Source organism: Parageobacillus sp. G301, assembly GCF_030268025.1.
In the GTDB taxonomy this organism is placed as follows: domain Bacteria; phylum Bacillota; class Bacilli; order Bacillales; family Anoxybacillaceae; genus Parageobacillus_B; species Parageobacillus_B toebii.
In genome coordinates this window covers 185,001-211,232 of sequence record NZ_BSDB01000002.1, presented here as the reverse complement: position 1 = coordinate 211,232, position 26,232 = coordinate 185,001, and the positions used below count along the sequence as shown (strand labels likewise).

Genomic DNA, 26,232 nt, shown 5'->3' with positions numbered 1-26,232 from the left:
ATTATATAAAAAGCATCACTCACCGTCTAATTGCGATATGGATGAAGAAAAAGATCCATCTTCTTCTCAGAAGATGAATCCTTAATCTAAACGCACATGAATATCGTACGTCGGAATGGCTTTTGTGAGCAACTGATGAATCCGTTTCTGTTCTTTTTGCCGTTTTTCCTCTGACATCGAGGAAGGAACGTGAACCGTCACGTACATATCGTTTCCGTTCATCCAAACAGACCCAGGTTTGTAATCGGTATATGTCTCGATGACTTGTACGGCTTTCCCGACATCGGCGCGATCATTTCCACTGTTGTCTGTGGTGTTGATGAAATTCGGATTTTGCCGTGTTTTTTCCGGGTCGTCAAAGTTGTTATATAAATAGCGGTCATAATCGCTTTTCGTTTTATCATCGGTCATTAGCTTCGTGCCATTTTTATCTTCACTTTGTTCGTGGTAAGAAGCATGATTTGGATTCATCGAACAAGCGGAAAGAACCATAGCAAAACCTAACAGCAGCAAGTTTCTCATCATTTGTCGCCTCCCTGCTGTTAGGTTTTCCCGCATTCCCAAAAATATAAATGGTAGGATTCACCGTTTAACGGGCGAATGATGGTTTGTTTTATCCGTTTTCCTCGGTTTGCCGGGAACTTCATGATGATGGCGGCAGCGCGGTTCGTATGCCTCGCTGGCGCCTACTAAAATCACTGGATCATCATAAGAGGCCGGAACGCCGTTAATGAGCCGCTGCGTCCGGCTTGCCGGAGAGCCGCATACCGTGCATACCGCTTGCAGTTTTGTTACTGATTCGGCAATCGCCATTAACGTTGGTACAGGTCCAAACGGTTCGCCACGGAAATCTTGGTCCAACCCCGCGACAATGACGCGATAGCCGCGGTCTGCCAGCGTCTGCACGACATCGATAATGTCATCGGAAAAAAACTGCACTTCATCGATAGCAATGACGTCTGTTTTTTCTGAAATATGCTCAAAAATTTCTTTCGGCGAGGAAACAGGAATGGCGATCACCGAATTGCCGTTATGCGACACAACCGCTTCGTCGCTATAACGATTATCAATGGTCGGTTTAAATACTTTCACTTCTTGTTTGGCAAATGTCGCGCGACGAACGCGGCGGATCAATTCTTCTGATTTTCCGGAAAACATGCTTCCGCAAATGACCTCAAGCCAGCCGGACTGCTTCATAATATACATGAAATGCCTCTCCCTTCGTTCTCATCTGCCGGCGTATGTATGTTTTATTGTACCTTGTTTGCCCATAAAAAAACAGGCAAGAATCAGCCGCTTGCCTGTTTTTCATGGAATTCGTTAGGACGTGATAGACGCCTAAGCGCCGATAGGCGGGCGTCTTCCGCTTTTCTTATTGTCTAGCTCCAGCGGCTAGCCTTCTTCTGCCAAATAACCTTCCCCCTTGGGGTGACAAGCACCCCTGCGGGTGAAGAACATTTGGCTTCGAAGGCTAATCGCGCCGCTTCCGCTTTTCTTACTGTCTAGCTCCGGCGGCTAGCTCCCTTGTGCGAAATAACCTTCGCCCTTGAAGTGCAAGCACTTCCGCGAGCGAAGAACATTTCGCTTCGGGAGCTAATCGCGCCGCCTCCGCTTTTCTTATTGTCCAGCTCGGCTCGCAACCGCTCGGGGTCAAATAACCTTCTCCCTCAGGGTGCAAGCACCCCTACGGGCGAAGAACATTTGCCCTTCGCGGTTAAGCAGCTCGCCTTCGCTTTTCTTTATTGTCCAGCTCCGGGCGCTATCGGCTCGCGACGCTTCGGCCCCGCTGTGGCGGCGACAAATTGAGGAGACCTCTCTGAGTCAGCCACGCAAGACCAAACTTTGTTTGGTCTGAGCCTCCTCGCGGGTCCTCCAGCGCGTGTCGCCGATGAGCAAGCGCCCTCCGCTTTTCTTTATTTCAAGCCGTATTTTTTGTTGAATTTATCAACACGTCCTGTAGCAGAAACAAATTTTTGACGTCCTGTAAAGAATGGATGACATTCGGAGCAAATTTCTACACGCACTTCATCTTTTACAGAACCGCTTTCAAATTCGTTTCCACATGCGCAACGTACGATTACTTTTTTGTACTCTGGATGAATTCCTGGTTTCATGATCTTCACTCCTTCCGCCCTGTATCATTTCGAAACAGAGTTTGTATATCATTATTTTTATCATATTTTGGCGTTTGTCAAAACACACATGGTAAAATTATAACAACTTTAATGTTCTTTTGCAACCAGTGATTTTTGCCGATTTCTTCCCTCGGTTCTATTAAATTCGCACGGCTCCATTACTTTTCCATTCTTCATCAAGCATCGCAAAAAATTCTTCGTTTGATTTTGTTTGACGGAGTTTGCTTAAGAACCGCTCAATGAAATCAGGGGAATCAGACATTGTTTTTCGAATCGCCCATAATTTTTCAAGATGCTCTTTCGGAATGAGCAACTCTTCTTTACGCGTACCTGAGCGACGAATATCGATGGCTGGGAAAATACGCCGCTCCGCCAGCGATCGGTCAAGATGGAGTTCCATATTTCCGGTGCCTTTAAATTCCTCGTATATAACATCATCCATACGTGAACCCGTATCAACAAGAGCAGTAGCTAAAATCGTTAGACTGCCGCCTTCTTCAATATTGCGGGCCGCTCCGAAAAACCGTTTCGGACGGTGGAACGCAGCCGGATCAATCCCCCCTGAAAGCGTGCGGCCGCTTGGCGGGATGACTAAGTTATAAGCGCGTGCTAAACGAGTGATGCTATCCATAAGAATAACGACATCTCGTTTATGTTCGACAAGACGCATCGCTCTTTCTAACACTAATTCCGCTACTTTAATATGATTTTCCGGCACTTCGTCAAACGTCGAGCTGACGACGTCACCATTGACCGACCGCTCGATGTCTGTTACTTCCTCTGGACGTTCGTCAATGAGGAGAACAATGAGTTCTACTTCTGGATGATTGGTCGTGATGCTGTTGGCGATTTCTTTTAATAGCATTGTTTTTCCGGCTTTTGGAGGAGCTACAATCAATCCGCGCTGCCCGAATCCAACCGGGGCAATTAAGTCGATAATTCTCGTTGATAGCTTGTCCGGGGTTGTTTCTAATTTCATTTGTCGATTTGGGTATAAAGGTGTTAATGCCGGGAAGTGCACGCGTTCCTTTGCGACTTCTGGGTCTTCGCCATTGACTGCTTCGACATGAAGCAATCCGAAATAGCGTTCATTTTCTTTTGGAGGACGCACTTTTCCAGACACTTTATCCCCGTTTCGCAAATCAAATCGGCGAATTTGTGACGCGGAAATATAAATATCTTCAGAACTTGGGGAATAGTTGATCGGACGTAAAAAGCCGAATCCTTCTGATTGAATGATTTCAAGCACGCCCTCCATAAAAAACAATCCATCTTGTTCCGCACGCGCTTTCAAAATAGCAAAAATAAGCTCTTTTTTTGTCAGTTTACTGTAATAAGAAATTTTATATTGGCGAGCAAGCTCATAGAGCTCTTTCAGTTTCATATTTTCTAACGTAGAAAGTGTTAACTCCATTTCGACACCACACTTTTGCAATTTTTCATGTTCTTCCATACTCACTCCAAACCTTCAATTTATTATGAATTTTAAAACGGATGGGATGAAAAGAAGGCGATGAAGGCTGAAAATAAAGAAGTAGAAATGGCAGAGCTTATTTTATGCACACGCAGCATGACTATTTTACCCTTTTTATCGTTTTTTAATCAACAGTTTTTTATTTCGTGATATAAAATAAGCAAGGGCGACAGGTTGAACCTTTTTCGCCCCGCTGGCATCGCTTTTACTTGATGACTAAATTTGGTTTTTTCTTCAAGCTGTGCCGCCCTTCAATAAAACGAACAGTTCCTGATTTCGCACGCATCACAACGGAGTGAGTTTCGCCATATGCTCCTTTAAATTGAACGCCTCGCAACAATTCCCCATCTGTCACGCCAGTTGCGGCAAAAATAGCATCGTCGCCTTTCACCAAATCTTCCATGCGAAGCACTTTCGTTACATCAATCCCCATTTTTTTGCATCGTTCTACTTCCTGTTCATTTTGCGGCAATAATTTTCCTTGAATTTCTCCTCCCAAACATTTCAGTGCTACCGCAGCCAATACTCCTTCCGGCGCCCCGCCAGAACCGAACAAAATATCCACACCTGTATGATCAAATGCGGTATTAATCGCAGCGGCAACATCGCCGTCATTAATCAGCTTAATGCGCGCTCCCGCTTCTCTTAGCTCAGCGATGAGCCGTTCATGGCGCGGCCTGTTTAATACGACAGCAACGACATCTTCAATATCTTTGTTTTTCGCTTTTGCAACCGCTTTTAAATTATCAATCACCGGTGCTTCAATATCAATCATTCCGACCGCCTCAGGACCGACGGCGATTTTATCCATGTACATGTCAGGAGCGTGAAGCAAATTGCCATGGTCCGCCACCGCAACGACCGCTAATGCGTTCCAACCTCCGGAAGCAACGATATTTGTTCCTTCTAGTGGATCTACTGCAACATCCACACGAGGCCCATAGCCGTTGCCGAGCTTTTCTCCGATATATAACATCGGCGCTTCGTCCATTTCTCCTTCACCGATGACGACCGTTCCCTTCATCGGAACGGTATCAAATACATTGCGCATGGCCGTTGTTGCTGCTTCGTCTGCCTCGTTCTTTTTGCCTCGCCCCATCCATCTGGCGGCGGCGAGAGCAGCTGCTTCCGTGACACGAACAAGTTCCATTGTTAAACTTCTTTCCATCGGAATTTCCCCCTTCCCCTTTGTCGCTTACGCATTTTTGACTTGTTCAATCTCTTCATCCGTCATTTTTTCTCGCCAAATCGTTGCGCCTATGTTGGTTAACTTTTCGACAAGATTGCTATATCCGCGGTCAATATGTTCTACTCCCGCAATTTCCGTAAGCCCTTCTGCCATTAAACCTGCAACCACAAGCGCCGCGCCTGCGCGTAAATCACTCGCTTTCACTTTTGCGCCTTGCAGCCGAACCGGACCGGTAATAATGGCGGAACAGCCTTCCACCTTTATGTTCGCATTCATTCTACGGAGTTCATCGACATGCTTAAAGCGGGCCCTATAAATCGTATCAGTCACAATGCTTGTCCCTTGCGCTTTTGTTAAAAGCGCTGTAAACGGTTGCTGTAAATCGGTTGGAAAACCAGGATAAACAAGCGTTTTCACATCTACTGCTTTTAAAGCTGGTACACTAGAAACAAGGATTTGATCGTCACTCGTTTCCACATGCACGCCCATTTCGCGTAATTTTGCGGTCAATGATTCAACGTGCTGAGGAATAACGTTATCGACGATTACTTCCTTCCCCATCGCTGCCGCAGCAATCATATATGTACCAGCCTCAATGCGGTCCGGAATAATCGAATGACGACATCCTGATAATTTCTCAACACCGTCGATGCGAATGACATCGGTTCCGGCGCCTTTAATTTTTGCTCCCATGTTGGAAAGCAATGTCGCCACATCAATAATTTCCGGCTCTTTTGCAGCGTTTTCAATAATCGTCCGGCCTTTGGCGCGCACCGCGGCCAACATAATATTAATCGTTGCCCCTACGCTTACCACATCTAAAAAAATACGGGCACCTCGCAATTCCTCCGCGCGCAAATAAATCGCACCTTGCTCGTTCGTTACTTTCGCTCCTAGCGCCTCAAAGCCTTTAATATGCTGGTCAATCGGGCGCGGACCTAGATGGCAGCCTCCTGGCAGCCCGACAACCGCTTTTTTAAAACGACCAAGCATTGCTCCCATTAAATAATACGAAGCGCGCAATTTTTTTACTTTTCCATTCGGCAGCGGCATCGGTACCATATTGGTCGGATCGATGACCGCTTTTTTGCCATCGAAATGGAACGTTCCGCCAATCTCTTTAATTAAGTCGCCTAAAATTCGCACATCAGAAATGTCCGGCAATCCTTCGATTGTAACCGGTGAATCAGCGAGAATCGTAGCAGGGATGAGGGCAACGGCGCTATTTTTTGCGCCGCTTACCTTGATCGTTCCCTGCAGCGGATCACCGCCGATAATTTTGATTTTTTCCATTATAGTCTCCCTTCTTTAACGAGAAGTTGACTTCTATTTTTGCCGATTCCAATCTGCTAAAAACTTTTCAATTCCTTGATCCGTCAACGGATGGTTAAACAATTGCATTAATACTTTGTACGGAACAGTAGCGATATGCGCTCCTCTTAGTGCAGCTTCCGTTACATGAAGCGGATGGCGAATGGAGGCAGCGATAATTTCTGTATCGATTCCGTGGATATTAAAAATGTCGGCGATGGTGGAAATGAGTTCAAAACCGTTATGACCGATATCGTCTAGACGACCAAGAAATGGAGACACGTATGTTGCTCCGGCACGTGCTGCTAATAGTGCTTGGTTTGCTGTAAAAATTAATGTAACGTTCGTTTTAATCCCTTTTTCGCTAAATACCTTTACCGCTTTAAGCCCTTCTTTTGTCATCGGCACTTTAATCGTAATGTTCGGGGCAATTTTTGCTAGTTCTTCGCCTTCTTCGATCATTCCTTCTGCATCCGTGGAAATCACTTCCGCGCTAACCGACCCGGAAACAATGGACGTAATTTCGCGAAGACGATCATGGAATGGGACATTTTCTTTCGCAACAAGACTAGGGTTTGTCGTCACACCGGCTAAAATCCCGAGCTCATTCGCTTTTTTAATTTCTTCTAAATTTGCCGTATCGATAAAAAATTTCATGGCGATATCCTCCCTTATCATTGATGGGGCAAGAAAAGGAAACCGCGATAACGTCACAACGTTCGTTGTTCCGTTAGGCGGTTTTTCCTTTTTACCTGAAAATGTTATTGGACTGCTTTTCCGGAAGAACCAAACTCGCGCATTTTCCCGATTACTGTCGCTTTAATCGCATCGCGGCCAGGACCGATAATTTTGCGAGGGTCATATACTTTTTCGTCTTTCGCTAACAATTCGCGGACGACTTTTGTAAATGCCATTTGGTTTTCTGTATTGACGTTAATTTTGGATGTACCGAGAGAAATAGCACGTTGAATTTGTTCTGTTGGGATGCCTGTACCACCGTGAAGCACGAGCGGAATGCCAGTTAGATCACGAATTTGTTCCATTTCCGCAAAACCTAATTTTGGCTCCCCTTTGTACGGACCGTGCACAGAACCTAATGCAGGAGCCAAGCAGTCAATTCCCGTCCGTTTGACTAATTCTTCACATTCTTTCGGATCCGCATAAATAATGTCTTTCCCAATAACATCATCTTCTTGGCCGCCGACCGTACCTAATTCTGCTTCTACCGATACACCGCGTGCATGAGCATATTCCACCACTTGAGAGGTGATTTTGACGTTTTCTTCAAATGGATGATGGGAGGCGTCAATCATGACAGAAGTAAAACCGGCATCGATTGCTTCTTTACATTTTTCGAAGCTAGAACCATGGTCAAGATGAATCGCTACCGGAACGGTAATATTCATATCTTCCATTAATCCTTTAACCATATTTACTACCGTTTTAAAACCGCTCATATAACGCGCCGCGCCTTCAGACACTCCGAGAATCACCGGTGACTTTTCTTCTTCTGCCGCGGCTAAAATCGCCTGCGTCCATTCTAAGTTATTAATGTTGAATTGACCGACAGCGTATTTCTCTTTCAACGCTTTATTAAGCATTTCTTTCATGGATACTAAAGGCATAGTAAAATCCTCCTTATGCTTTAACGTCTTCGCCTTTCTTCAATATAGCTATGCGTCATTCCAACGGGGGATATGTATGAAAGGCGTCAATAGTCTTACGTTAATAAGCATACCAACTTATAAACAAAACAGCAACATTGTAACTTAGAGCAAACTATGACAACTTTCTTACGAAACTAAATGCTTTTTTACTGCCTCGCGCAAATCATCGATATCAAACGGTTTCGCAAAATGCATAATCGCGCCTAATTCTTTTGTTTCCTGAATCATATCGAGTTCTCCGTAAGCAGTCATAATAATCACTTTAATATCTGGATCAATTTCTTTTAATCGCTTTAATATTTCAATTCCATCCATTCCAGGAATTTTCATATCTAATAACACTAAATCGGGTTGATGTTTGCGGACAATTTCCAGCGCTTGCATGCCATTAGCGGCTTGATATGTCGTATATCCTTCTCTTTGAAACACTTCATTTAACAAAATGCGAATCCCGTATTGATCATCAACAATTAAAATTTTACTTCCCATCGCTATTATGCACCTCAATTCTTTGTTTTTCTTCCATGTTATTAGTTTCGCATCGTTCAGTTATTTTCCTGCCAAATTTTTTGCATTTGGATAAATTCCAATTAGCAAATCATTTTATTATATAATAGCAACGAAAGGAGGACGAACAGTGAAAATTTTTACGACTCAAATGATCGGTTATTTGAAAAAAATTGCCGAAGAAGAAGAAATGGCATTCGAGGATGGAGCGCGTCTGCTCGCACAGGCGATCATCGGAGAAGGGCGCATTTTGCTTCACGGATTTCACGAAATGGAAGCCGTTGTCATCGAGGCTCTCTGCGGACAAGATAAACTGCCAAAAGCGGTACGCTTAATGGAAAATGGACATCTTCGCAATGATATCGATGAAACGGATCGCGTTTTATTGATTGCGCGATTTTCCAATGATAAAGACGCCATCAGTCTTGCCGAACGATTAAAAGAACAAGGTCTTGAAATTGCCGCCATTTCCGCTGTGGTCAAAGATGAGCAACCGTCACTAGTTGACATTGTCGATGTCCATATCGACAGCAAATTGCTAAAGCCGATCGTTCCGAAAGAGGATGGCAGCCGCATTGGCTTCCCGACGGTCATTACAGCCTCGTTTGCATACTATTGTCTGTTGCTTACCATTTATGACATTTTAGAAGAATATGAGTAATAATAAAGGACTATCTAACCTATGCGGAAGATAGTCCTTTTTTGTGCAATCACGATTATTGTTTTAATGATGCTTTAATAAAATCACGGAACAATGGCTGCGGTCTTGTCGGCCGTGATGTAAATTCCGGATGGAATTGGGCAGCGACGAACCAAGGATGATCTTTTAGCTCAATAATTTCGACGAGACGGCCGTCCGGACTTGTACCGGAAAAGACGAATCCGTGCTGTTCCATTATTTGACGATATTGATTGTTGAACTCATAACGATGGCGATGGCGTTCATAAATGACTTCATCTTGATATGCTTCGTAGGCAAGCGTTCCTTCTGACAATTTGCAAGGATAAAGACCTAGTCGAAGCGTTCCGCCTAAATCTTCTATATCCTTTTGTTCCGGCAATAAATCGATAATTGGATGAGGTGTATTCGGGTCAAATTCAGCGGAATGAGCTTCTTTCAGCCCCACTACATTGCGGGCAAACTCAATCGAAGCAAGCTGCATTCCGAGACAAATTCCGAGGAATGGAACTTTCTGCTCGCGCGCGTAACGAATCGCTTCAATTTTTCCTTCAATGCCGCGGTCGCCAAATCCGCCTGGCACGAGAATGCCGTCCGCATCGCTCAATAAGTCGGCTACGTTTTCTTTATTTACATGCTCGGAGTTAATCCATTTAATATCAATATCGGTGTCAAACGCATATCCGGCATGACGCAACGCTTCTACTACAGAAATGTACGCATCTTGCAATTCCACGTATTTTCCGACAAGCGCGATTTTCGTTGTCCGCGACAAATTGCGCACTTTTTCGACAAGCGCCTTCCATTCCGTCATGTCCGCTTCTTTACAGTCTAACTTCAAATGTTCACAAACGATTTGATCCAATTTTTGCTCTTGTAGCATAAGCGGAACAGCGTATAAAGTATCCGCATCGCGCGCTTCAATGACCGCTTTCGGATCAATATCACAAAATAGCGCAATTTTCTCTTTCATATCTTGAGAAATTGGCATCTCGGTGCGAACGACGATGACGTTTGGTTGAATGCCAAGGCTCCGTAGTTCTTTTACGCTATGTTGGGTTGGTTTTGTTTTCATTTCGCCAGCCGCTTTAATATATGGAACAAGCGTACAATGAATGTACATTACATTGTCGCGGCCAACGTCGCTTTTGATTTGGCGAATCGCTTCTAAAAATGGCAACGACTCAATATCGCCGACCGTTCCGCCAATTTCCGTAATGACAACATCCGCATTGGTTTCTTGACCGGCCCGAAATACTCGTTCTTTAATTTCGTTCGTAATGTGCGGAATAACTTGTACCGTTCCTCCTAAATAATCCCCACGGCGCTCTTTTTTGATCACAGCGGAATAAATTTTTCCCGTTGTTACGTTGCTATATTTATTTAAGTTAATATCAATAAAGCGCTCGTAGTGTCCTAAATCGAGGTCCGTTTCTGCGCCATCGTCAGTAACGAACACTTCTCCATGTTGATACGGACTCATCGTTCCCGGGTCTACATTGATATATGGGTCAAACTTTTGAATCGTTACGTTCAAGCCGCGATTTTTTAATAACCGGCCTAACGACGCCGCCGTAATCCCTTTTCCTAACGATGATACGACACCGCCGGTAACAAAAATATATTTTGTCATATTGTGTTCCCCCCTGCCGAAATATATATAACAGTTTAAGTGTGTGCCAAATACAAAAATAAAAAACGCTCCGCTTACGTATATGTAAGGGAGCGATATATTTGTACCGTCTGTTTTTAAGAGCCCAGATAAGATTTTACATAGTTCCATGGATAAAGTCAAGAGAATATTACTCATCTTCTTCCGGGACGTCTATATCTAAATCTTCGTCCAGTTCGTCATCTCCTAAGTCAAATTCATCGTCATCAAGAAGTTCGTCATCAAACGCTTCGTCGTCGTCGAGATCAAATTCGTCATCATCAAGAAGCTCGTCTTCATCAAGATCAAGCTCGTCTTCATCATATTCGTCAAGATCATCATAATCGATATCTTCATCATCGATAATATCATCGTAATCCTCATAATCATCAAGCGCTTTTTTCTTCTTCTTCGGCTTGGCGATCATTACCGTTTCATCTTCTGTTTGATCGAACGGATACCAAACGCGCAGACCCCAGACATTTTCTCCAACACAAATAAAACGACCGTCAATATTTAAATCTGTATAATATTGAGCAAGCCGCTGTTTTACTTCCTGCTCCGATAAACCAATTAGCGCAGCAACTTCATTCACAAGCTGTTGGAACGATAACGCTTCCCTTTTTTCAGATAAAACGAGACTAGCGAGTTCCACAAACGACATTTCTCGCAATTCCTCTTGAGAGTATTGCTGCAAACTCAAATTCGGCACTCCCTTTCCTATGTAAACTGGCGATGAATGCGATTCGAATACATACCATTCATTATAAACAAATTCTCGTTGTTTATGCTAGATGTTTACTGAAAAAAATGCGAATTTCCTCATAAAATTGTTTTGACAATCGTAGAAAGCATGTTTTGCAGCGAACTGTAAATCATAACCCATATTTTTTATGCCATGAAAAAAGGAAATCGGCAAGCGATTTCCTTTTTTCAACGTTACATATTGCGGCGATATTGACCGCCAACTTCATAGAGAGCGCGCGTAATTTGTCCAAGGCTTGCGACTTTTACGGTTTCCATTAACTCTTCGAAAATATTGCCGCCGCTAATCGCGACTTGTTTGAGACGCTCTAGCGCCGCATCTACTTTATCTTTATTTCTCTCTTGGAATTCACGCAAGTTCTTAATTTGCAATTCTTTTTCTTCATATGTCGCGCGCGCTAGCTGTATATTGTTCAGCTCTTCTTCAGACGGCGGGTTCGGATTGAGATATGTGTTCACTCCAATAATCGGAAGCTCGCCGCTATGTTTTTTCATTTCATAATACATCGATTCGTCTTGAATTTTTCCGCGCTGATATTGCATTTCCATCGCGCCTAACACGCCGCCGCGGTCGTTGAGGCGCTCAAACTCTTTTAACACTGCTTCTTCGACTAAATCGGTAAGCTCTTCAATAATGAAAGAGCCTTGAAGCGGGTTTTCGTTTTTCGCGAGACCAAATTCTTTCGTAATGATCAGCTGAATCGCCATTGCTCGACGGACCGACTCTTCGGTCGGTGTTGTGATCGCTTCATCATAGGCATTGGTGTGCAGCGAGTTGCAGTTATCATAAATCGCTATTAACGCTTGCAATGTTGTGCGGATATCATTAAAATCAATCTCTTGCGCATGAAGCGACCGGCCTGATGTTTGAATATGATATTTCAGCTTTTGACTGCGTTCGTTTGCTCCATATTTTTCCCGCATGGCGATCGCCCAAATGCGGCGCGCCACCCGGCCGATAACCGAATATTCCGGATCTAAGCCGTTGCTGAAGAAGAACGAAAGGTTTGGCGCGAAATCATCAATTTTCATGCCGCGGCTTAAATAATATTCGACGTACGTAAAGCCGTTGGCAAGCGTAAATGCAAGCTGTGTAATCGGATTTGCTCCTGCTTCGGCGATATGATATCCCGATATCGAAACAGAGTAATAGTTGCGAACTTTATTTTTAATAAAGTATTCTTGAATGTCGCCCATCATTCTTAAGGCGAAATCGGTGGAGAAAATACACGTATTTTGTCCTTGGTCTTCTTTTAAAATATCAGCTTGCACCGTACCGCGCACCGTTTGCAGCGTATATGCTTTTACTTCTTCGTACTCTTCTTTCGTAAGCGGGCGGCCTAGCTCTTTTTCCCGCTTTTCGACTTGCTGGTCAATTGCCGTGTTCATAAACATCGCTAAAATAATCGGTGCTGGACCGTTGATTGTCATCGATACGGACGTTAGCGGGTCGCATAAGTCAAAGCCTTTATATAATTTTTTCATGTCATCGAGCGTACAGACGCTGACGCCGCTTTCCCCAATTTTCCCGAAAATGTCTGGCCGGTAATCTGGGTCTTCACCGTAAAGCGTTACCGAGTCAAACGCGGTGCTTAGGCGCTTCGCTTTATCTTCTTTACATAAATAATGGAAGCGACGGTTCGTCCGTTCTGGCGTTCCTTCCCCGGCAAACTGCCGTTTCGGATCTTCTCCCTGCCGTTTAAATGGAAAGACGCCTGCTGTATATGGGAACGAACCCGGAACATTTTCTTTATACACCCAGCGCAAAATTTCGCCATAGTCTTTGAATTTCGGCAGCGCCACTTTTGGAATATCTAATCCTGATAAACTTTTGGTCGTTAAGTCCGTTACGATTTCTTTATCGCGAACTTTAGTCACGAATTGTTTTGCGGAGTATTTTGCCTTCAAGTCTTCCCATGAATCAAGAATTCGTTTTGATTCCGGCGTTAGTTCGTTTTCGTAATGTTGTTTGAGCGTCTCTAAAGACGCGATGACGTCTTCGCTTTCACCGCGCTCTTTTGCCGCTTCAATCGCTCCTTCGATTTGGAATAAGCGGCGCGCGATTTCTACTTGCCGTTCGACGCGTTTATGATAGTTGCGAACGGTTTCGGTAATTTCGCGCAAATAGTAGCGGCGTTCGCTCGGAATAATGACGTTATGTTTTTCGACATTCGATACGGTTTTTAAGCTTGTTTTCCAATTGGTTCCTGCTTTTTGATTAATGAGATCAACAAGCGCCACAAATAGCGTATTCGTTCCCGGGTCGTTAAATTGACTCGCAATCGTGCCATATACCGGCATTTCGGAAAGGTCTTTATCAAATAATTGATGGCTGCGCTGATATTGTTTTTGCACTTGACGCTTCGCATCTTCGGAGCCTTTTCGTTCAAATTTGTTAATGACGATTAAATCCGCATAATCAATCATATCGATTTTTTCAAGCTGTGTTGGCGCTCCGAATTCACTTGTCATCACATACATCGAAATATCACATACTTCGGCAATCGCCGCGTCACCTTGGCCGATCCCGCTCGTTTCGACGATAATTAAATCAAACCCTGCCGCTTTGACGACCGAGATGGCATCTTTAATCGCAAGCGACAATTCGGAACGGGAATTTCGCGTCGCTAAACTGCGCATATACACGCGCGGTGTGTTGATCGAATTCATGCGAATGCGGTCACCTAAAAGCGCGCCGCCTGTTTTTTGTTTCGTCGGGTCAATCGATAAAATCGCGATTTTAATATCTGGTATTTCGTTTAAGAAACGGCGGACAAGCTCATCGGTAAGCGAACTCTTCCCGGATCCGCCTGTACCGGTAATTCCGATAACTGGCACCGGTTTCGTCAGCTCTTTTACTTTTTCCAGCACTGTTTCCATCGCCGCAGCTGCTTCATTCGTCACATCAACACGGTTTTCACATAGCGTGATCAAGCGAGCGATCGCCTGAACGTCCCCTTTTGGCAGCCGCTCTAATTCATCGGTAATTTCTGTTACAGTCGGAAAATCACATTCTTCGAGCATGAGGTTAATCATGCCTTGCAATCCGAGCTTGCGGCCATCTTCCGGCGAAAAGATACGCGCAATTCCGTATTCGTGCAACTCTTTTATTTCTCTTGGAATAATGACGCCGCCGCCACCGCCGTAAATGCGGATGTGGGAAGCGCCACGTTCTTGAAGCAGGTCATACATATATTTGAAAAATTCCATATGTCCGCCTTGATAGGAAGATACCGCAATTCCTTGCACATCTTCTTGAATAGCGGCGTTCACAATTTCATTAGCGGAACGGTTATGTCCTAAATGAATCACTTCCGCTCCACTTGCTTGTAAAATGCGGCGCATGATGTTAATCGATGCGTCATGTCCGTCAAATAAGCTAGAAGCTGTCACAAAACGAACATGATGCTTTGGACGGTAAATATGTGCCATCCTTTCTCCCCCTTTGTCATGATGACCGTTTCTCCATAATTCCCTTTAGCAATAATTCCGTTTGCAATGCAATGTACTCATCGAGCGTATACATTTTTTGCAGCGCCCAGCGGCGGAACGCCCACATTTGCCCTAGAACAAAGATGTTATGGGCGAACAATTTAATTTCTTGTTCTGTTAACTGAAATACCCCATTGTCGACACACGTCTGCAAAATTTTTTCAAACATCGCGACCATTTGTATTTCCTTATTGAGCACATATGGCAGCGATTCTTTACTAAGCGATTTTGCTTCTTGATACATTACAAGCACTTCGTCTTGCAAATCATCGATGACTTTAAAATAACGGGCAATCGCTAATTTAAAGCTTTCCAATGTCCCGTGATGGGTGTCGATATCTTTTTCCATCCGTTCGCGCACTTCGTCATATATACGGTCACAGACAAGATATAACACATCTTCTTTTTGGCGAATGTATTCATAAAGCGTTCCAATGCTAAACCCCGAGGCTTTCGCGATCTCTCTCGTTGTCGTGCGGTGAAATCCTTTTTGTTTAAACAAGGCAATGGCCCCTTTAATCATTTGATTACGGCGTTTTTTCACCAGTTTTTCATCTTTTACGGACGCTATCACTTCCCGTTTTTTCATATGCATCACCTGTATGCCGCGGAATGCTTATCTTGTAAGCATCCGCGAAATAACGAGACGTTGAATTTCTTGCGTTCCTTCATAAATTTGTGTAATTTTTGCGTCGCGCATAAACCGTTCGACTGGATAATCTTTCGTATAGCCGTAGCCTCCGAAAATTTGCACGGCATCGACCGTTACTTTCATCGCTGTATCGCCGGCAAACAATTTCGCCATCGCCGATGCTTTGCCGTACGGAAGACCGTTTGTTTCGAGCCATGCCGCTTGATACGTAAGCAGGCGCGCCGCTTCGATGGCGGTCGCCATATCAGCAAGTTTAAAAGCAACTCCTTGCTGTTCAGCGATCGGTTTGCCAAATTGCACCCGTTGTTTTGCATATTCAATCGCTGCGTCTAAGGCTCCTTGCGCGATACCGACCGCTTGTGCAGCGATTCCATTTCGGCCGCCGTCAAGCGTCATCATCGCGATTTTAAATCCTTCCCCTTCTTGCCCGAGAAGGTTTTCTTTCGGAATGCGGCAATCTTCAAAAATAAGCTCGGTTGTCGGCGATGAACGAATGCCGAGTTTTTTCTCTTTTTTCCCGATCGAAAAGCCTGGTGTGCCTTTTTCAACGATAAAGGCGCTGATTCCTTTATGGCGCTTTTCTGGATCGGTTACGGCGAACACCACGTAAATTTCCGCTTCGCCGCCGTTGGTGATCCATACTTTCGAGCCGTTTAGCACGTAATAGTCGCCATCTCTTACAGCCCTCGTTTTCATGGAGGCGACGTCCGAACCGGCACCTGGTTCCGAAAGGCCATATGCGCCAAGTTTTTCACCTGTCGCAAGCGCGCGCAAATATTTTTGCTTTTGTTCTTCTGTGCCGAATTTGTAAATCGGCCAGCTTGCGAGTGAAATGTGCGCAGACAACGTTACCCCGGTAGACGCGCATACTCTCGATAGCTCCTCTACTGCGATGACATACGCTAAATAATCGCTGCCGATACCTCCGTACTCTTCCGGCCATGGAATTCCGGTAAGGCCTAATTCAGCCATTTTATTAAAAATTTCGCGGTCAAATCGTTCTTCTTCATCCCGTTCGGCTGCAGTCGGTGCTACTTCTTTTTCAGCAAATTCGCGCACCATTTTTCTTATCATTTCATGCTCTTCACTTAACTGAAAGTTCATAATCCCGATCCCCCATTTATTTATTGATATAAATATTTGCTAATGACTAGACGTTGAATTTCGCTTGTTCCTTCGTAAATTTCACAAATTTTTGCATCGCGGAACAACCGCTCGACCGGATAATCTTTCGTATAGCCATTGCCACCGAAAATTTGCACCGCTTCAATGGCGTTTTCCATCGCCGTTCTGGAGGCAAACAATTTCGCCATCGATGCTTCTTTTCCGCATGGGAGGCCTTGCGCGCGCAAAAACGCGGCATGATAGACAAGCAGTTTCGCCGCTTCGACCGCTGTCGCCATATCGGCAAGCTTAAAAGCAACGCCTTGCTGTTCGGCGATCGGTTTGCCAAACTGGATGCGTTCTTTCGCATAAGCGGTCGCATGTTCGAGCGCCGCTTCGGCAATGCCTAGCGATTGCGCGGCGATGCCAATGCGCCCGACATCGAGGTTGGCCATTGCGATTTTAAAGCCTTGCCCTTCTTCGCCAAGCAAGTTTTCTGCCGGCACTTTCGCGTCTTCCAGCGTAATTTGCACCGTCCGTGAACCATGAAGCCCCATTTTTTTCTCGTCTTTGCCGATGATAAATCCCGGCGTATCTTTTTCGACGATAAAGGCGGAAATGCCGCGGCTTCCTTTTTCATTCGGATCGGTGCGGGCAAATACGATATACGTATCCGCCTCTCCGCCGTTGGTGATAAAAATTTTCGAGCCGTTTAAAATGTAGTAGTCTCCTTGGCGGACCGCTTTCGTTTTTAAACTTTTCGCATCCGATCCGGCGCCCGGTTCAGTAAGGCAAAAAGCGCCTAAATATTCGCCGCTGGCTAATTTTGGAACGTATTTTTTCTTCTGCTCTTCCGTTCCAAAGTATAAAATCGGATTGGTGCCGACCGACGTATGCACCGATAAAATGACACCAACTGTAGCGCTAATTTTCGAAATTTCATGGATGGCGATAATATAGGAAATAAAGTCCATTCCCGCACCGCCGTACTCTTCAGGAACGGTAATTCCCATCAAACCGAGTTCGGCCATTTTGTTTAAAATCGGGCGCGGAAATTCGCCTTGTTCCATGCGTTCAACAAATGGAGCGATTTCCGTTTGCGCGAATTCTTGCACCATCTTCCGCATCATTTCTTGCTCTTCTGTAAAGTGTAAATTCATGTATGCCACCTTCTTTGCTGATTAATCGTACGTGTAAAAACCTCTGCCTGTTTTGCGGCCAAGCCAGCCGGCTTTCACATATTTGCGCAATAACGGGCATGGGCGGTATTTATCATCGCCAAATCCTTCATGAAGTGTTTCCATAATGTATAAGCACGTGTCCAGCCCGATAAAATCCGCTAATGTCAACGGTCCCATCGGATGATTCATGCCAAGCTTCATTACTTCATCAATCGCTTCTTTTGTCGCGACCCCTTCATATAACGCGTAAATCGCTTCGTTAATCATCGGCATGAGCACGCGGTTCGAGATAAAGCCTGGGAAGTCATTGACTTCCACCGGAACTTTGTTCAGCTTGCGCGTAATCGCTTCAATCGTTTCATATACTTCATCGGCGGTAGCCAATCCGCGGATAATTTCTACAAGTTTCATTACAGGAACCGGATTCATAAAGTGCATGCCGATCACTTTTTCCGGCCGCTTCGTCGCCGCTGCGATTTCCGTAATTGGCAGCGAAGACGTGTTTGTCGCCAAAATCGTGTGCGGCGGAGCAATTTCATCAAGCTGGGCAAACAACTTTGTTTTAACATCCATGTTTTCGACGACCGCTTCAATGACTAAATCGGCTTTCGCGGCGTTTTGCAAATCGGTTGAAGGAGTAAGCCGCGACAATGTCGCCTCTTTTTCCTCTTCTGTCAATTTTCCTTTTTCGACTTGGCGTGACAGCAATTTTTCGATATTCGCCAATCCTTTGTCGAGCTGTTGTTGGCTAATATCATGCAAGAAAACGTCGTATCCTGCCATCGCGCACACTTGCGCAATGCCAGATCCCATTTGTCCTGCACCGATAACCATAATCGTTTTGACGTCCATTGTTCCACATCCCCTATCCTTAGTCATTTCCAAGTGAAGTACAGTTTGTCTGATGGAATATCGAGACTATTGCTTTTCTTATTGTCTAGCTCCCTTGTGCGAAATAACCTTCGCCCTTGAAGTGCAAGCACTTCCGCGCGCAAAGAACATTTCGCTTCGGGGGAGCTAGAACGGCGATATTTCGCCGTTGCCCGCAGGATGCGGGCCGCCTTTAGGCGAAATTGGGGCGACCTCAGCTTTTCTATACCTGCACCATAATGGCATCGCCTTGACCGCCGCCGCTGCAAATCGCCGCGATTCCGATGCCGCCGCCACGGCGTTTTAATTCGTGAATCAATGTAATGATAATGCGCGCACCGCTTGCGCCGATCGGATGGCCTAATGCGACCGCGCCGCCGTTGACGTTCACTTTTTCTGGATCGATGCCAGCGATTTTGATGCTAGCCAATGCAACTGCGGCAAACGCTTCGTTAATTTCGAATAAATCGATGTCATTGACCGTTTTCCCTGTTTTGCGAAGCAATTCGTTAATCACAAGCCCTGGCGTTTTCGGAAAGTCTTTTGCTTCCACTGCAATCGATGTGTGTGCCAAAATCGTTGCGAGCGGCTTTCTTCCTTCCCGCGCTGCTCTTTCCTCGCTCATTAACACGAGCGCCGCAGCACCATCATTGACCCCAGGTGCATTCCCCGCTGTTACCGTCCCTTCTGGATCAAATACAGGCGGGAGCTTCGCCAGCTTTTCGAGAGATGTATCTTTTCTTGGTGCTTCGTCATGCTCCACCAATAGCGGCGCTCCTTTACGTTGCGGAACTTCCACTGGTACGATTTCTTCCGCTAATAATCCGGCTTCCATCGCGGCGATCGCCCGCTGATGGCTGCGGTATGCCCACTCATCTTGTTCTTTGCGGGAAATTTCTAATTCTTTCGCCGTTTCACCACCGTACACACCCATATGCACACCGGTGAAACTGCATGTCAGCCCGTCATACACCATTAAATCTTTTACGGTAGAATCGCCCATTCGTAATCCCCAACGAGCATTTGGCAAAATATATGGCGCGTTGCTCATCGATTCCATTCCGCCTGCGACGATGACTTCCGCATCTCCTAGGCGGATAATTTGATCACCAAGAGTAACGCTCCGCATTCCTGAAGCGCATACTTTATTAATCGTTTCCGTCCGCACCTCCCATGGAATGCCGGCATAACGCATCGCTTGACGGGATGGAAGCTGTCCTTGTCCACCTTGCAGCACCGTTCCTAAAATCACCTGATCGACCTGCTCACCGCTAATGTTAGCTCGACGAAGCGCCTCTTTGATCGCAATGCCGCCAAGCTCAGGTGCCGTAAGCGGCTGCAGTGCTCCACCGAATTTTCCAAACGGTGTGCGAACCCCACTTAAAATAACCGTTTTTCCCATAAAACCTCTCCCCTTTGTTTATATGTCTTGACCACCAGCTCAAGAAAGCGATTACAACAATGCAGACTGAACGCTCGCTCGATGTTGATGGTCAAGAGAAGGTGTACATTTGAGCGCACACCCTCTCTATCTATTATACTAATATTTTAAAAAATGAGAATTATATATTCAATTATTTTTTATGAAGCAGCTTCCTTTTCTTCGCCAAATACGGATTTAGCAAGCAGTTCTGCGACGTCGTAAGTAGTGACGCGATCTTCGACTTCTTTTGCTTTTGTACCGTCGGTTAACATCGTTAAGCAGTATGGACAGCCAGCGCTGATGACCGTTGGGTTGACGGCAAGCGCTTGTTCTGTACGAGCAACATTAATCCGATTGCCTGTTGTTTCTTCCATCCACATTAAACCGCCGCCTGCACCGCAGCACATGCCTCGTTCGCGGTTACGTTCCATTTCCACGAGCTCCACGCCCGGAATTGCTTGCAAAATTTTACGTGGCGCATCGTACACATCGTTGTAGCGGCCTAAATAACAGGAGTCATGGAAAGTAACTCTTTCTTTTACTTCGTATTTTGGTACTAATCTGCCTTCTTCAATAAGCTTCGCAAGCAGTTCTGTATGATGGTATACTTCCGCTTCTAATCCAAAATCAGGATATTCGTTTTTAAACGTGTTATATGCGTGCGGGTCGATCGTCACAATCTTTTTCACGCCCGCTTTTTCAAATTCCGCGATATTGTTGGCCGCGAGTTCCTGGAATAAAAATTCGTTTCCTAAGCGACGTGGCGTGTCTCCAGAGTTTTTCTCTTTATTTCCTAAAATCGCAAATTTCACGCCAGCTTCGTTTAACAATTTCGCAAACGCCAAAGCGATTTTTTGGCTGCGGTTGTCAAATGCCCCCATTGAGCCGACCCAGAATAAATATTCAAACTCTTCGCCAGCTTTTTTCGCTTCTTTTACTGTTGGAATATGCACATCATCGCGAAGCTCGCGCCAGTTTTCTTTCTCTTTGCGGTTCAATCCCCATGGGTTTCCTTGGCGTTCGATATTGGTCATCGCCCGCTGCGCATCTGGGTTCATTCTTCCTTCCGTCAGCACAAGATAGCGGCGCAAATCAATAATTTTGTCGACATGCTCGTTCATGACCGGGCATTGGTCTTCACAGTTGCGGCATGTCGTACAGGCCCAAATTTCCTCTTCGGTAATGACGTCGCCGATGAGGCTTGGCATCTCCAATGCCGCCGCTTGTTCCTGCACTCCTTGCGCGGCAAACGCCAATTGGTTACCTCTCGTATTTTTAAAGGCAAACGTCGGCACCCACGGAGCGCGGGACGTAACGGCCGCCCCTTTTTCAGTCAGGTGGTCGCGCAGTTTTAAAATTAGATCCATTGGCGACAACATTTTCCCAGTTCCTGTTGCCGGACACATGCTTGTGCATCTTCCGCATTCGACACAGGCGTATAAATCGATGAGCTGCTTTCGCGTAAAATCTTCAATTTTTCCGACGCCAAACGCTTCCTGCGTTTCATCTTCAAAATCGATTTTCGATAGCTTTGGCCGGGACAAACGGCTGAAAAAGACATTAATCGGCGCAGCAATTAAATGAGCATGCTTCGATTGTGGTACATATACTAAAAATGTAAGCAAAATCAATAAGTGCACCCACCAAGCGATAAAGAACAATACTGCTGCACCTGTTTCGCCGACCCAGCTGAAAGCGCCAGCGATGAATGATGCGACCGGTTCGCTCCACGAGGCTTCCTCACCGTGCCAAATCATGCTCATTCCATTTCCAAACAAGACGGAGATCATTAATCCGCCGATAAAAATCAACACTAGACCAGCTTTGAAATCTCGTTTTAAACGAACGAGTTTTTCAATATAGCGGCGATAAAACGCGGCGAACACTGCGATCAAAATGAGCAAAGTAACGATTTCTTGGAAAAACGTAAAGCCTGGATAAAGCGGCCCTAACGGAAGATGCGCCCCAGGGACAAGACCTTTAATAATAAAGTCAATCGCCCCGAATTGAACAAGAATAAACCCGTAGAAAAACATAACGTGAATGATTCCACTTTTTTTATCCTTTAATAGCTTTTTCTGTCCAAATACGTTCACCCAAATTTTTTGGAGACGCTCTTTTACCTTGTCATCAAACTCGACTTTTTTACCGAGTTTAATGTAAGCGGCGCGAGTTTTAACCAAGTAGACAAACAAGTAGACAGCGTAAGCGGTTACAATTAAAAATGCGAGAAAATTAATGACTAACAGTGAATTCATTATTGTCTCCCCTTCCCCCTTTAAATCGATGAGATGATCATCAAAAATATTTACAACAGAATAAATTTTCAGAATTATAACCTTGTGTTTATTTTACATAATGAATGAGCATTCAGTCAATAATGTTTTTACAAGTTGTCCTGCTATTTTTTCTCATGACGGGTACATTAATAAATAACGATGTAATCAGGAGGGCACGAAATGATTGTACTTTTCGTTATTGTTATTATATTAGCGCTAATTTATCTCGATGACAAGCTGGGAGAATACTTTTACAAAAAGAAAAAAGAAAAAATCGTGTATCCAGAACGCCAAAGCGATCTTTCTTTTTTCATAAACGGTACACATCTATTTGCCGATTATTTTGCAGAAATTCGCAAGGCAACACATCATATACACATTTTGTTTTATATCGTGAAGACGGATGAAATTAGCCAGCAATTTTTTCAATTGTTAAAACAAAAAGCAGAAGAAGGCGTTCGCGTTCGTCTTCTTGTCGATTGGGTCGGCAGCTTCGGATTGCCAAAAAAATTGATACGTTCCTTAAAAGAAAGCGGCATCGAATTCGCGTATGCACATAAACCGCGTTTTCCATTTTTCTTTTATCGGCTAAACCGGCGGAATCACCGGAAAATTACCGTCATTGATGGAAAAATCGGATATATCGGCGGCTTTAATATCGGCAAAGAATATGTTGGACAAGATCCAAAATTCGGCGAGTGGCGTGATTACCATTTGAAAATAGTAGGAGAAGGGGTTGGCGATTTACAAATGCAGTTTTGCCGTGATTGGAAAGAAGCGACAAATACATCGATTGTGGAAGATCAATATTTTCCTCCTCTTCAAAAAGGAACGGTTTCTCACCAGCTTGCTGCCACGAACGGTTATTTGTTAGAACAACAATTCATCGATTTCATTCGCCAAGCGAAAAAAGAATTGATCATTGGAAGTCCGTATTTTATCCCTAGCAGCGCTGTGATGAACGCACTGCTTGATGCACTATCCCGCGGAGTAAAGGTGACGATTCTCGTACCGTTAAAAGCCGATCACTTATTTGTCAAAGAGGCCGCATATCCTTACTTTTACCGCCTTTTAAAAGCTGGAGCACATATTTATCGGTTTTATCAAGGATTTTATCACGCCAAAACGATGGTCATTGACGAAGATTGTTGTGATATCGGTACGACTAACTTTGATAAACGAAGCTTTTTCTTAAATAGCGAAATCAATTGTTATATTTATGATCGCAATTTTGTGCAGCAAGTAAAAGAAGCGATCAGGCATGATCTGGCTCGCTCGGAACCGCTGACGCTCGATTTTTGGAAAAAGCGCACATTATGGCAGCGCGGCAAAGAATCGATATCTACCCTCCTTTCTGCATGGCTGTAGCGTATGATTTAAAAAAACAATGTTGAGGAATCGCCCTCAACATTGTTTTATTTCCAAAAATAACTTACCCATTCAAACACTTTCATTCCTAGGTATACTCCAACAATGCCAGCAATGCCCGCTAATGCTGGAGGAGCAGGGATCGGCAAACGAAACAGCGTAAATAAGAAACCGACCACGATGCCTGTCACTAATGATAAAATCACTTCTTTCATCAGTTTTCCTCCATGTGTGTTTTTTATTGTCATTATGCCCATAAGAAAGAGGGGTCACTCGCAAAGTTCCCCCTCGATCCCGTATCTATTGTATCATTATTGTAAAAAAACGTCTTCGGTTTTTTCGGCTTTCCGGCTTTCACTTCTCTTACATCTTTTCTGGAGCGGATACGCCAATGAGCGCTAAAGCGTTTTGTAGCGTGATTTGGACAGCTTTCATTAACGCTAAACGGGCACGGCTTTTTTCGATGTTTTCTGGGTCCAGTACTTTTTCTGCATTGTAAAAGCTATGCAATGCTGACGCTAATTCAAAAACATAGCCAGTGATCCGATGCGGCATCCGTTTGATCGCCGCTTCCGAAACTGCGCTTGGAAATTCCCCTAGTTTTTTCAATAGCTCGATTTCTTTTTCGGTTTGGATATAATCAAGCTGCAAATCTCCTTCGTACGATAACTGCAGTTCTTCCCCTTGACGAAGAATGCTAGAAACGCGCGCATGAGCGTATTGTACGTAGTACACTGGGTTTTCATTCGACTGCGATACGGCAAGGTCCATATCAAAGTCTAAATGGGTGTCGCTTGAGCGCATCGCAAAGAAGTAACGCGTCGCGTCAAGACCGACTTCTTCCATTAATTCGCGCATGGTCACCGCTTTTCCGGTCCGTTTGCTCATTTTCACTCTTTCGCCGTTTTGATACAAATTGACTAATTGAATGATTTCGACTTCGAGCACGTCAGGATCATAGCCAAGCGCCTCAATTGCCGCCTTCATCCGAGGAATATAACCATGGTGGTCTGCGCCCCAAATGTTAATGATTTTTGTAAAGCCGCGACGCAGCTTGTCTTGGTGGTAGGCGATATCCGGCAACAAATACGTATATGTACCGTCTTTCTTAATTAAGACGCGGTCTTTGTCGTCGCCAAACGTTGTCGAACGGAACCATGTCGCGCCATCTTTTTCGTAAATATGCCCGCGTTCGCGCAATATGGCTAACGTTTCATCAATTTTTCCGCTTGTGTATAAAGATGTCTCCGAATACCAAACGTCAAACGTCACGCGGAAGTCTGCCAAATCTTTTTTAATCTTTTCTAATTCATAATTGAGTCCGTACTCGCGGAAAAAGGCGAGACGTTCTTGTTCATCCATATGAACATACTTGTCGCCATGCTCCTCGGCGAGCTTTTTCCCGATTTCGATAATATCTTCGCCATAATAGCCGTCCTCCGGCATTTCTTTATCGATCCCGAGCGCTTGGAAATAACGAGCTTCCACCGATTTCGCCAAATTGTAAATTTGATTTCCGGCATCGTTAATATAATATTCGCGCGTTACGTCAAACCCCGCTTTTTCTAAAATATTGCATAAAGAATCGCCAACCGCCGCGCCGCGCGCATGCCCTAAATGCAAGTCCCCAGTCGGATTCGCGGAAACAAACTCCACTTGGACTTTTTGTCCTTTTCCGACATTTGTTTCACCGTAAGATGCGCCGGCTTGAATAATCGTTGGAATGAGCTCCGTAAGGTAACGGTTGTCCATGTAAAAGTTAATGAAGCCAGGACCGGCAATATCAATTTTTTCAATCGACGCTTTTGTTTTATCCATATGCTGGACGATTTCTTCAGCAATTGCGCGCGGAGGTTTTTTTGCAATGCGCGCTAGCTGCATCGCCATATTTGTCGAGTAATCCCCATGCGCTTTCTCTCTCGGTACTTCCAAAATGACATCTGGCACTTCTTCCTCCGCAGCAAGCCCTGCGCTTACGACAGCGCGTTTAATTTCCTCTTTAATGCGTTCTTTCATTTGTTCGACAATATTCATGAATCTATGCCTCCTTAAACATGATCGTCATCGCATGACGTCCTGCTTGTTCGTTTTGCATCTCCAATTGATACGATAAAAATAGGTGTCCTTTCTTTCTTTTTTCATTATACCGAAATTCAATATTGTCCGTTTTTGTTTTTATCGTCCACTGTCCAAACGGAGTATGGTAGTGTCCAGTCGTTTCTTCTGTTTTGCGAAAGACATGGCGCATCCGAACCGCTCCGGACCGCATTACGACAACTTCATGATCCGTTATTTTCATCACCGTGTTTACTTTGCCTAGTTCTTGCTGTTCCTCAAATTGCAAATAAACGGCATTTTCTTTTATGTAGTAAAATCCTTCCGTTTCCAAAGCAACCGTTTCTTTGCGAAATCCGTCGCGAATATTGGTAATTTGCTTGAGGCGAATAGGAATTCCGTGTTGCTTTTCCATCAAGGACACATCCTT

24 protein-coding genes are annotated in these 26,232 nt (G+C 44.7%); 2 read left to right on the top strand and 22 right to left on the bottom strand.

Annotated features, from left to right (window positions below; all coding sequences use genetic code 11):
• Window positions 1–81: 81 nt before the first annotated feature.
• The 10 genes from QSJ37_RS09755 to QSJ37_RS09710 all read right to left on the bottom strand — a co-directional run bounded on the left by QSJ37_RS09755 (window position 82) and on the right by QSJ37_RS09710 (window position 8,265).
• On the bottom strand, window positions 82–525 hold the full coding sequence (locus tag QSJ37_RS09755; RefSeq protein WP_285754959.1) for a hypothetical protein: 444 nt from the start codon (window positions 523–525) through the stop codon (window positions 82–84).
• Between the two features lie 57 nt (window positions 526–582).
• The gene (locus QSJ37_RS09750) at window positions 583–1,206 is read right to left on the bottom strand and encodes a thymidine kinase (protein ID WP_062678141.1); all 624 of its coding nucleotides are present in this window, start codon (window positions 1,204–1,206) and stop codon (window positions 583–585) included.
• A 289-nt stretch (window positions 1,207–1,495) separates the two neighbouring features.
• A complete protein-coding gene (locus tag QSJ37_RS09745) occupies window positions 1,496–1,654 on the bottom strand; it encodes a hypothetical protein (RefSeq protein ID WP_171698835.1) in 159 nt (52 codons plus the stop codon).
• 259 nt (window positions 1,655–1,913) lie between these two features.
• Window positions 1,914–2,114, bottom strand: a complete 201-nt coding sequence (gene rpmE, locus QSJ37_RS09740) for a 50S ribosomal protein L31 (RefSeq protein WP_285754958.1) — start codon at window positions 2,112–2,114, stop codon at window positions 1,914–1,916.
• Between the two features lie 160 nt (window positions 2,115–2,274).
• Window positions 2,275–3,549, bottom strand: a complete 1,275-nt coding sequence (gene rho / locus QSJ37_RS09735) for a transcription termination factor Rho (RefSeq protein WP_015865333.1) — start codon at window positions 3,547–3,549, stop codon at window positions 2,275–2,277.
• Window positions 3,550–3,814: 265 nt separating this feature from the next.
• Window positions 3,815–4,777 (bottom strand): class II fructose-bisphosphatase, encoded by a 963-nt coding sequence (glpX, locus tag QSJ37_RS09730; protein WP_062754452.1) that lies wholly within the window; start codon window positions 4,775–4,777, stop codon window positions 3,815–3,817.
• A 27-nt stretch (window positions 4,778–4,804) separates the two neighbouring features.
• Window positions 4,805–6,091 carry a UDP-N-acetylglucosamine 1-carboxyvinyltransferase gene (locus tag QSJ37_RS09725; protein ID WP_089098262.1) on the bottom strand — a complete coding sequence of 429 codons (1,287 nt, stop codon included), beginning with the start codon at window positions 6,089–6,091 and terminating at the stop codon, window positions 4,805–4,807.
• 33 nt (window positions 6,092–6,124) lie between these two features.
• Window positions 6,125–6,766, bottom strand: coding sequence for a fructose-6-phosphate aldolase (gene fsa, locus QSJ37_RS09720; protein WP_015865336.1), 642 nt, complete (start codon window positions 6,764–6,766; stop codon window positions 6,125–6,127).
• Window positions 6,767–6,870: 104 nt separating this feature from the next.
• Entirely contained in the window at window positions 6,871–7,734 is an 864-nt protein-coding gene (locus QSJ37_RS09715) for a class II fructose-bisphosphate aldolase (RefSeq protein WP_015865337.1), read from the bottom strand.
• Window positions 7,735–7,902: 168 nt separating this feature from the next.
• Complete coding sequence (locus tag QSJ37_RS09710; RefSeq protein WP_062678145.1) at window positions 7,903–8,265, bottom strand: response regulator; 363 nt, start codon at window positions 8,263–8,265, stop codon at window positions 7,903–7,905.
• A gap of 148 nt (window positions 8,266–8,413) precedes the next feature.
• Between QSJ37_RS09710 and QSJ37_RS09705 the strand changes: the two genes are divergently transcribed.
• A complete protein-coding gene (locus QSJ37_RS09705; protein WP_285754956.1) occupies window positions 8,414–8,944 on the top strand; it encodes a DUF2529 domain-containing protein in 531 nt (176 codons plus the stop codon).
• Between the two features lie 55 nt (window positions 8,945–8,999).
• Here QSJ37_RS09705 and QSJ37_RS09700 read toward each other — a convergent pair whose 3' ends face one another.
• From QSJ37_RS09700 to QSJ37_RS09660, 9 genes are all read right to left on the bottom strand, one after another.
• Window positions 9,000–10,595, bottom strand: coding sequence for a CTP synthase (locus QSJ37_RS09700; RefSeq protein ID WP_285754955.1), 1,596 nt, complete (start codon window positions 10,593–10,595; stop codon window positions 9,000–9,002).
• Window positions 10,596–10,764: 169 nt separating this feature from the next.
• Window positions 10,765–11,316, bottom strand: coding sequence for a DNA-directed RNA polymerase subunit delta (rpoE, locus tag QSJ37_RS09695; protein WP_201030664.1), 552 nt, complete (start codon window positions 11,314–11,316; stop codon window positions 10,765–10,767).
• Between the two features lie 236 nt (window positions 11,317–11,552).
• Complete coding sequence (gene icmF, locus QSJ37_RS09690; RefSeq protein WP_285754952.1) at window positions 11,553–14,810, bottom strand: fused isobutyryl-CoA mutase/GTPase IcmF; 3,258 nt, start codon at window positions 14,808–14,810, stop codon at window positions 11,553–11,555.
• Window positions 14,811–14,826: 16 nt separating this feature from the next.
• Window positions 14,827–15,459 carry a TetR/AcrR family transcriptional regulator gene (locus tag QSJ37_RS09685; RefSeq protein ID WP_015865343.1) on the bottom strand — a complete coding sequence of 211 codons (633 nt, stop codon included), beginning with the start codon at window positions 15,457–15,459 and terminating at the stop codon, window positions 14,827–14,829.
• 27 nt (window positions 15,460–15,486) lie between these two features.
• Window positions 15,487–16,626 (bottom strand): acyl-CoA dehydrogenase, encoded by a 1,140-nt coding sequence (locus QSJ37_RS09680; protein WP_062678150.1) that lies wholly within the window; start codon window positions 16,624–16,626, stop codon window positions 15,487–15,489.
• A 20-nt stretch (window positions 16,627–16,646) separates the two neighbouring features.
• Window positions 16,647–17,786 (bottom strand): acyl-CoA dehydrogenase, encoded by a 1,140-nt coding sequence (locus QSJ37_RS09675; RefSeq protein WP_285754951.1) that lies wholly within the window; start codon window positions 17,784–17,786, stop codon window positions 16,647–16,649.
• Between the two features lie 21 nt (window positions 17,787–17,807).
• A complete protein-coding gene (locus QSJ37_RS09670; protein WP_015865346.1) occupies window positions 17,808–18,659 on the bottom strand; it encodes a 3-hydroxybutyryl-CoA dehydrogenase in 852 nt (283 codons plus the stop codon).
• A 241-nt stretch (window positions 18,660–18,900) separates the two neighbouring features.
• Window positions 18,901–20,079, bottom strand: a complete 1,179-nt coding sequence (locus QSJ37_RS09665) for an acetyl-CoA C-acetyltransferase (RefSeq protein WP_015865347.1) — start codon at window positions 20,077–20,079, stop codon at window positions 18,901–18,903.
• A gap of 179 nt (window positions 20,080–20,258) precedes the next feature.
• A complete protein-coding gene (locus QSJ37_RS09660; RefSeq protein ID WP_285754950.1) occupies window positions 20,259–22,358 on the bottom strand; it encodes a heterodisulfide reductase-related iron-sulfur binding cluster in 2,100 nt (699 codons plus the stop codon).
• A 201-nt stretch (window positions 22,359–22,559) separates the two neighbouring features.
• Here QSJ37_RS09660 and cls point away from each other — a divergent pair, with 201 nt between their 5' ends.
• Window positions 22,560–23,747, top strand: coding sequence for a cardiolipin synthase (cls, locus tag QSJ37_RS09655; protein WP_285754949.1), 1,188 nt, complete (start codon window positions 22,560–22,562; stop codon window positions 23,745–23,747).
• A 47-nt stretch (window positions 23,748–23,794) separates the two neighbouring features.
• Here the strand turns inward: cls and QSJ37_RS09650 are convergent, their stop codons facing one another.
• The 3 genes from QSJ37_RS09650 to QSJ37_RS09640 form a co-directional block, all read right to left on the bottom strand.
• The gene (locus QSJ37_RS09650) at window positions 23,795–23,962 is read right to left on the bottom strand and encodes a XapX domain-containing protein (protein ID WP_015865350.1); all 168 of its coding nucleotides are present in this window, start codon (window positions 23,960–23,962) and stop codon (window positions 23,795–23,797) included.
• A 148-nt stretch (window positions 23,963–24,110) separates the two neighbouring features.
• A complete protein-coding gene (gene argS / locus QSJ37_RS09645; RefSeq protein WP_062678156.1) occupies window positions 24,111–25,781 on the bottom strand; it encodes an arginine--tRNA ligase in 1,671 nt (556 codons plus the stop codon).
• Window positions 25,782–25,785: 4 nt separating this feature from the next.
• Window positions 25,786–26,217: a YwiB family protein gene (locus QSJ37_RS09640; protein ID WP_062678157.1), complete on the bottom strand. Its 432-nt coding sequence runs from the start codon at window positions 26,215–26,217 to the stop codon at window positions 25,786–25,788.
• Between the last annotated feature and the right edge of the window lie 15 nt (window positions 26,218–26,232).

Coding starts and splice junctions, on each gene's coding strand:
- QSJ37_RS09755 (WP_285754959.1), bottom strand. CDS start 525: ATGATGAGAAACTTGCTGCTGTTAGGTTTTGCTATGGTTCTTTCCGCT.
- QSJ37_RS09750 (WP_062678141.1), bottom strand. CDS start 1,206: ATGTATATTATGAAGCAGTCCGGCTGGCTTGAGGTCATTTGCGGAAGC.
- rpmE (WP_285754958.1), bottom strand. CDS start 2,114: ATGAAACCAGGAATTCATCCAGAGTACAAAAAAGTAATCGTACGTTGC.
- rho (WP_015865333.1), bottom strand. CDS start 3,549: ATGGAGTTAACACTTTCTACGTTAGAAAATATGAAACTGAAAGAGCTC.
- glpX (WP_062754452.1), bottom strand. CDS start 4,777: ATGGAAAGAAGTTTAACAATGGAACTTGTTCGTGTCACGGAAGCAGCT.
- QSJ37_RS09725 (WP_089098262.1), bottom strand. CDS start 6,091: ATGGAAAAAATCAAAATTATCGGCGGTGATCCGCTGCAGGGAACGATC.
- fsa (WP_015865336.1), bottom strand. CDS start 6,766: ATGAAATTTTTTATCGATACGGCAAATTTAGAAGAAATTAAAAAAGCG.
- QSJ37_RS09715 (WP_015865337.1), bottom strand. CDS start 7,734: ATGCCTTTAGTATCCATGAAAGAAATGCTTAATAAAGCGTTGAAAGAG.
- QSJ37_RS09710 (WP_062678145.1), bottom strand. CDS start 8,265: ATGGGAAGTAAAATTTTAATTGTTGATGATCAATACGGGATTCGCATT.
- QSJ37_RS09700 (WP_285754955.1), bottom strand. CDS start 10,595: ATGACAAAATATATTTTTGTTACCGGCGGTGTCGTATCATCGTTAGGA.
- icmF (WP_285754952.1), bottom strand. CDS start 14,810: ATGGCACATATTTACCGTCCAAAGCATCATGTTCGTTTTGTGACAGCT.
- QSJ37_RS09685 (WP_015865343.1), bottom strand. CDS start 15,459: ATGAAAAAACGGGAAGTGATAGCGTCCGTAAAAGATGAAAAACTGGTG.
- QSJ37_RS09680 (WP_062678150.1), bottom strand. CDS start 16,626: ATGAACTTTCAGTTAAGTGAAGAGCATGAAATGATAAGAAAAATGGTG.
- QSJ37_RS09675 (WP_285754951.1), bottom strand. CDS start 17,786: ATGAATTTACACTTTACAGAAGAGCAAGAAATGATGCGGAAGATGGTG.
- QSJ37_RS09670 (WP_015865346.1), bottom strand. CDS start 18,659: ATGGACGTCAAAACGATTATGGTTATCGGTGCAGGACAAATGGGATCT.
- QSJ37_RS09665 (WP_015865347.1), bottom strand. CDS start 20,079: ATGGGAAAAACGGTTATTTTAAGTGGGGTTCGCACACCGTTTGGAAAA.
- QSJ37_RS09660 (WP_285754950.1), bottom strand. CDS start 22,358: ATGAATTCACTGTTAGTCATTAATTTTCTCGCATTTTTAATTGTAACC.
- cls (WP_285754949.1), top strand. CDS start 22,560: ATGATTGTACTTTTCGTTATTGTTATTATATTAGCGCTAATTTATCTC.
- QSJ37_RS09650 (WP_015865350.1), bottom strand. CDS start 23,962: ATGAAAGAAGTGATTTTATCATTAGTGACAGGCATCGTGGTCGGTTTC.
- argS (WP_062678156.1), bottom strand. CDS start 25,781: ATGAATATTGTCGAACAAATGAAAGAACGCATTAAAGAGGAAATTAAA.
- QSJ37_RS09640 (WP_062678157.1), bottom strand. CDS start 26,217: ATGGAAAAGCAACACGGAATTCCTATTCGCCTCAAGCAAATTACCAAT.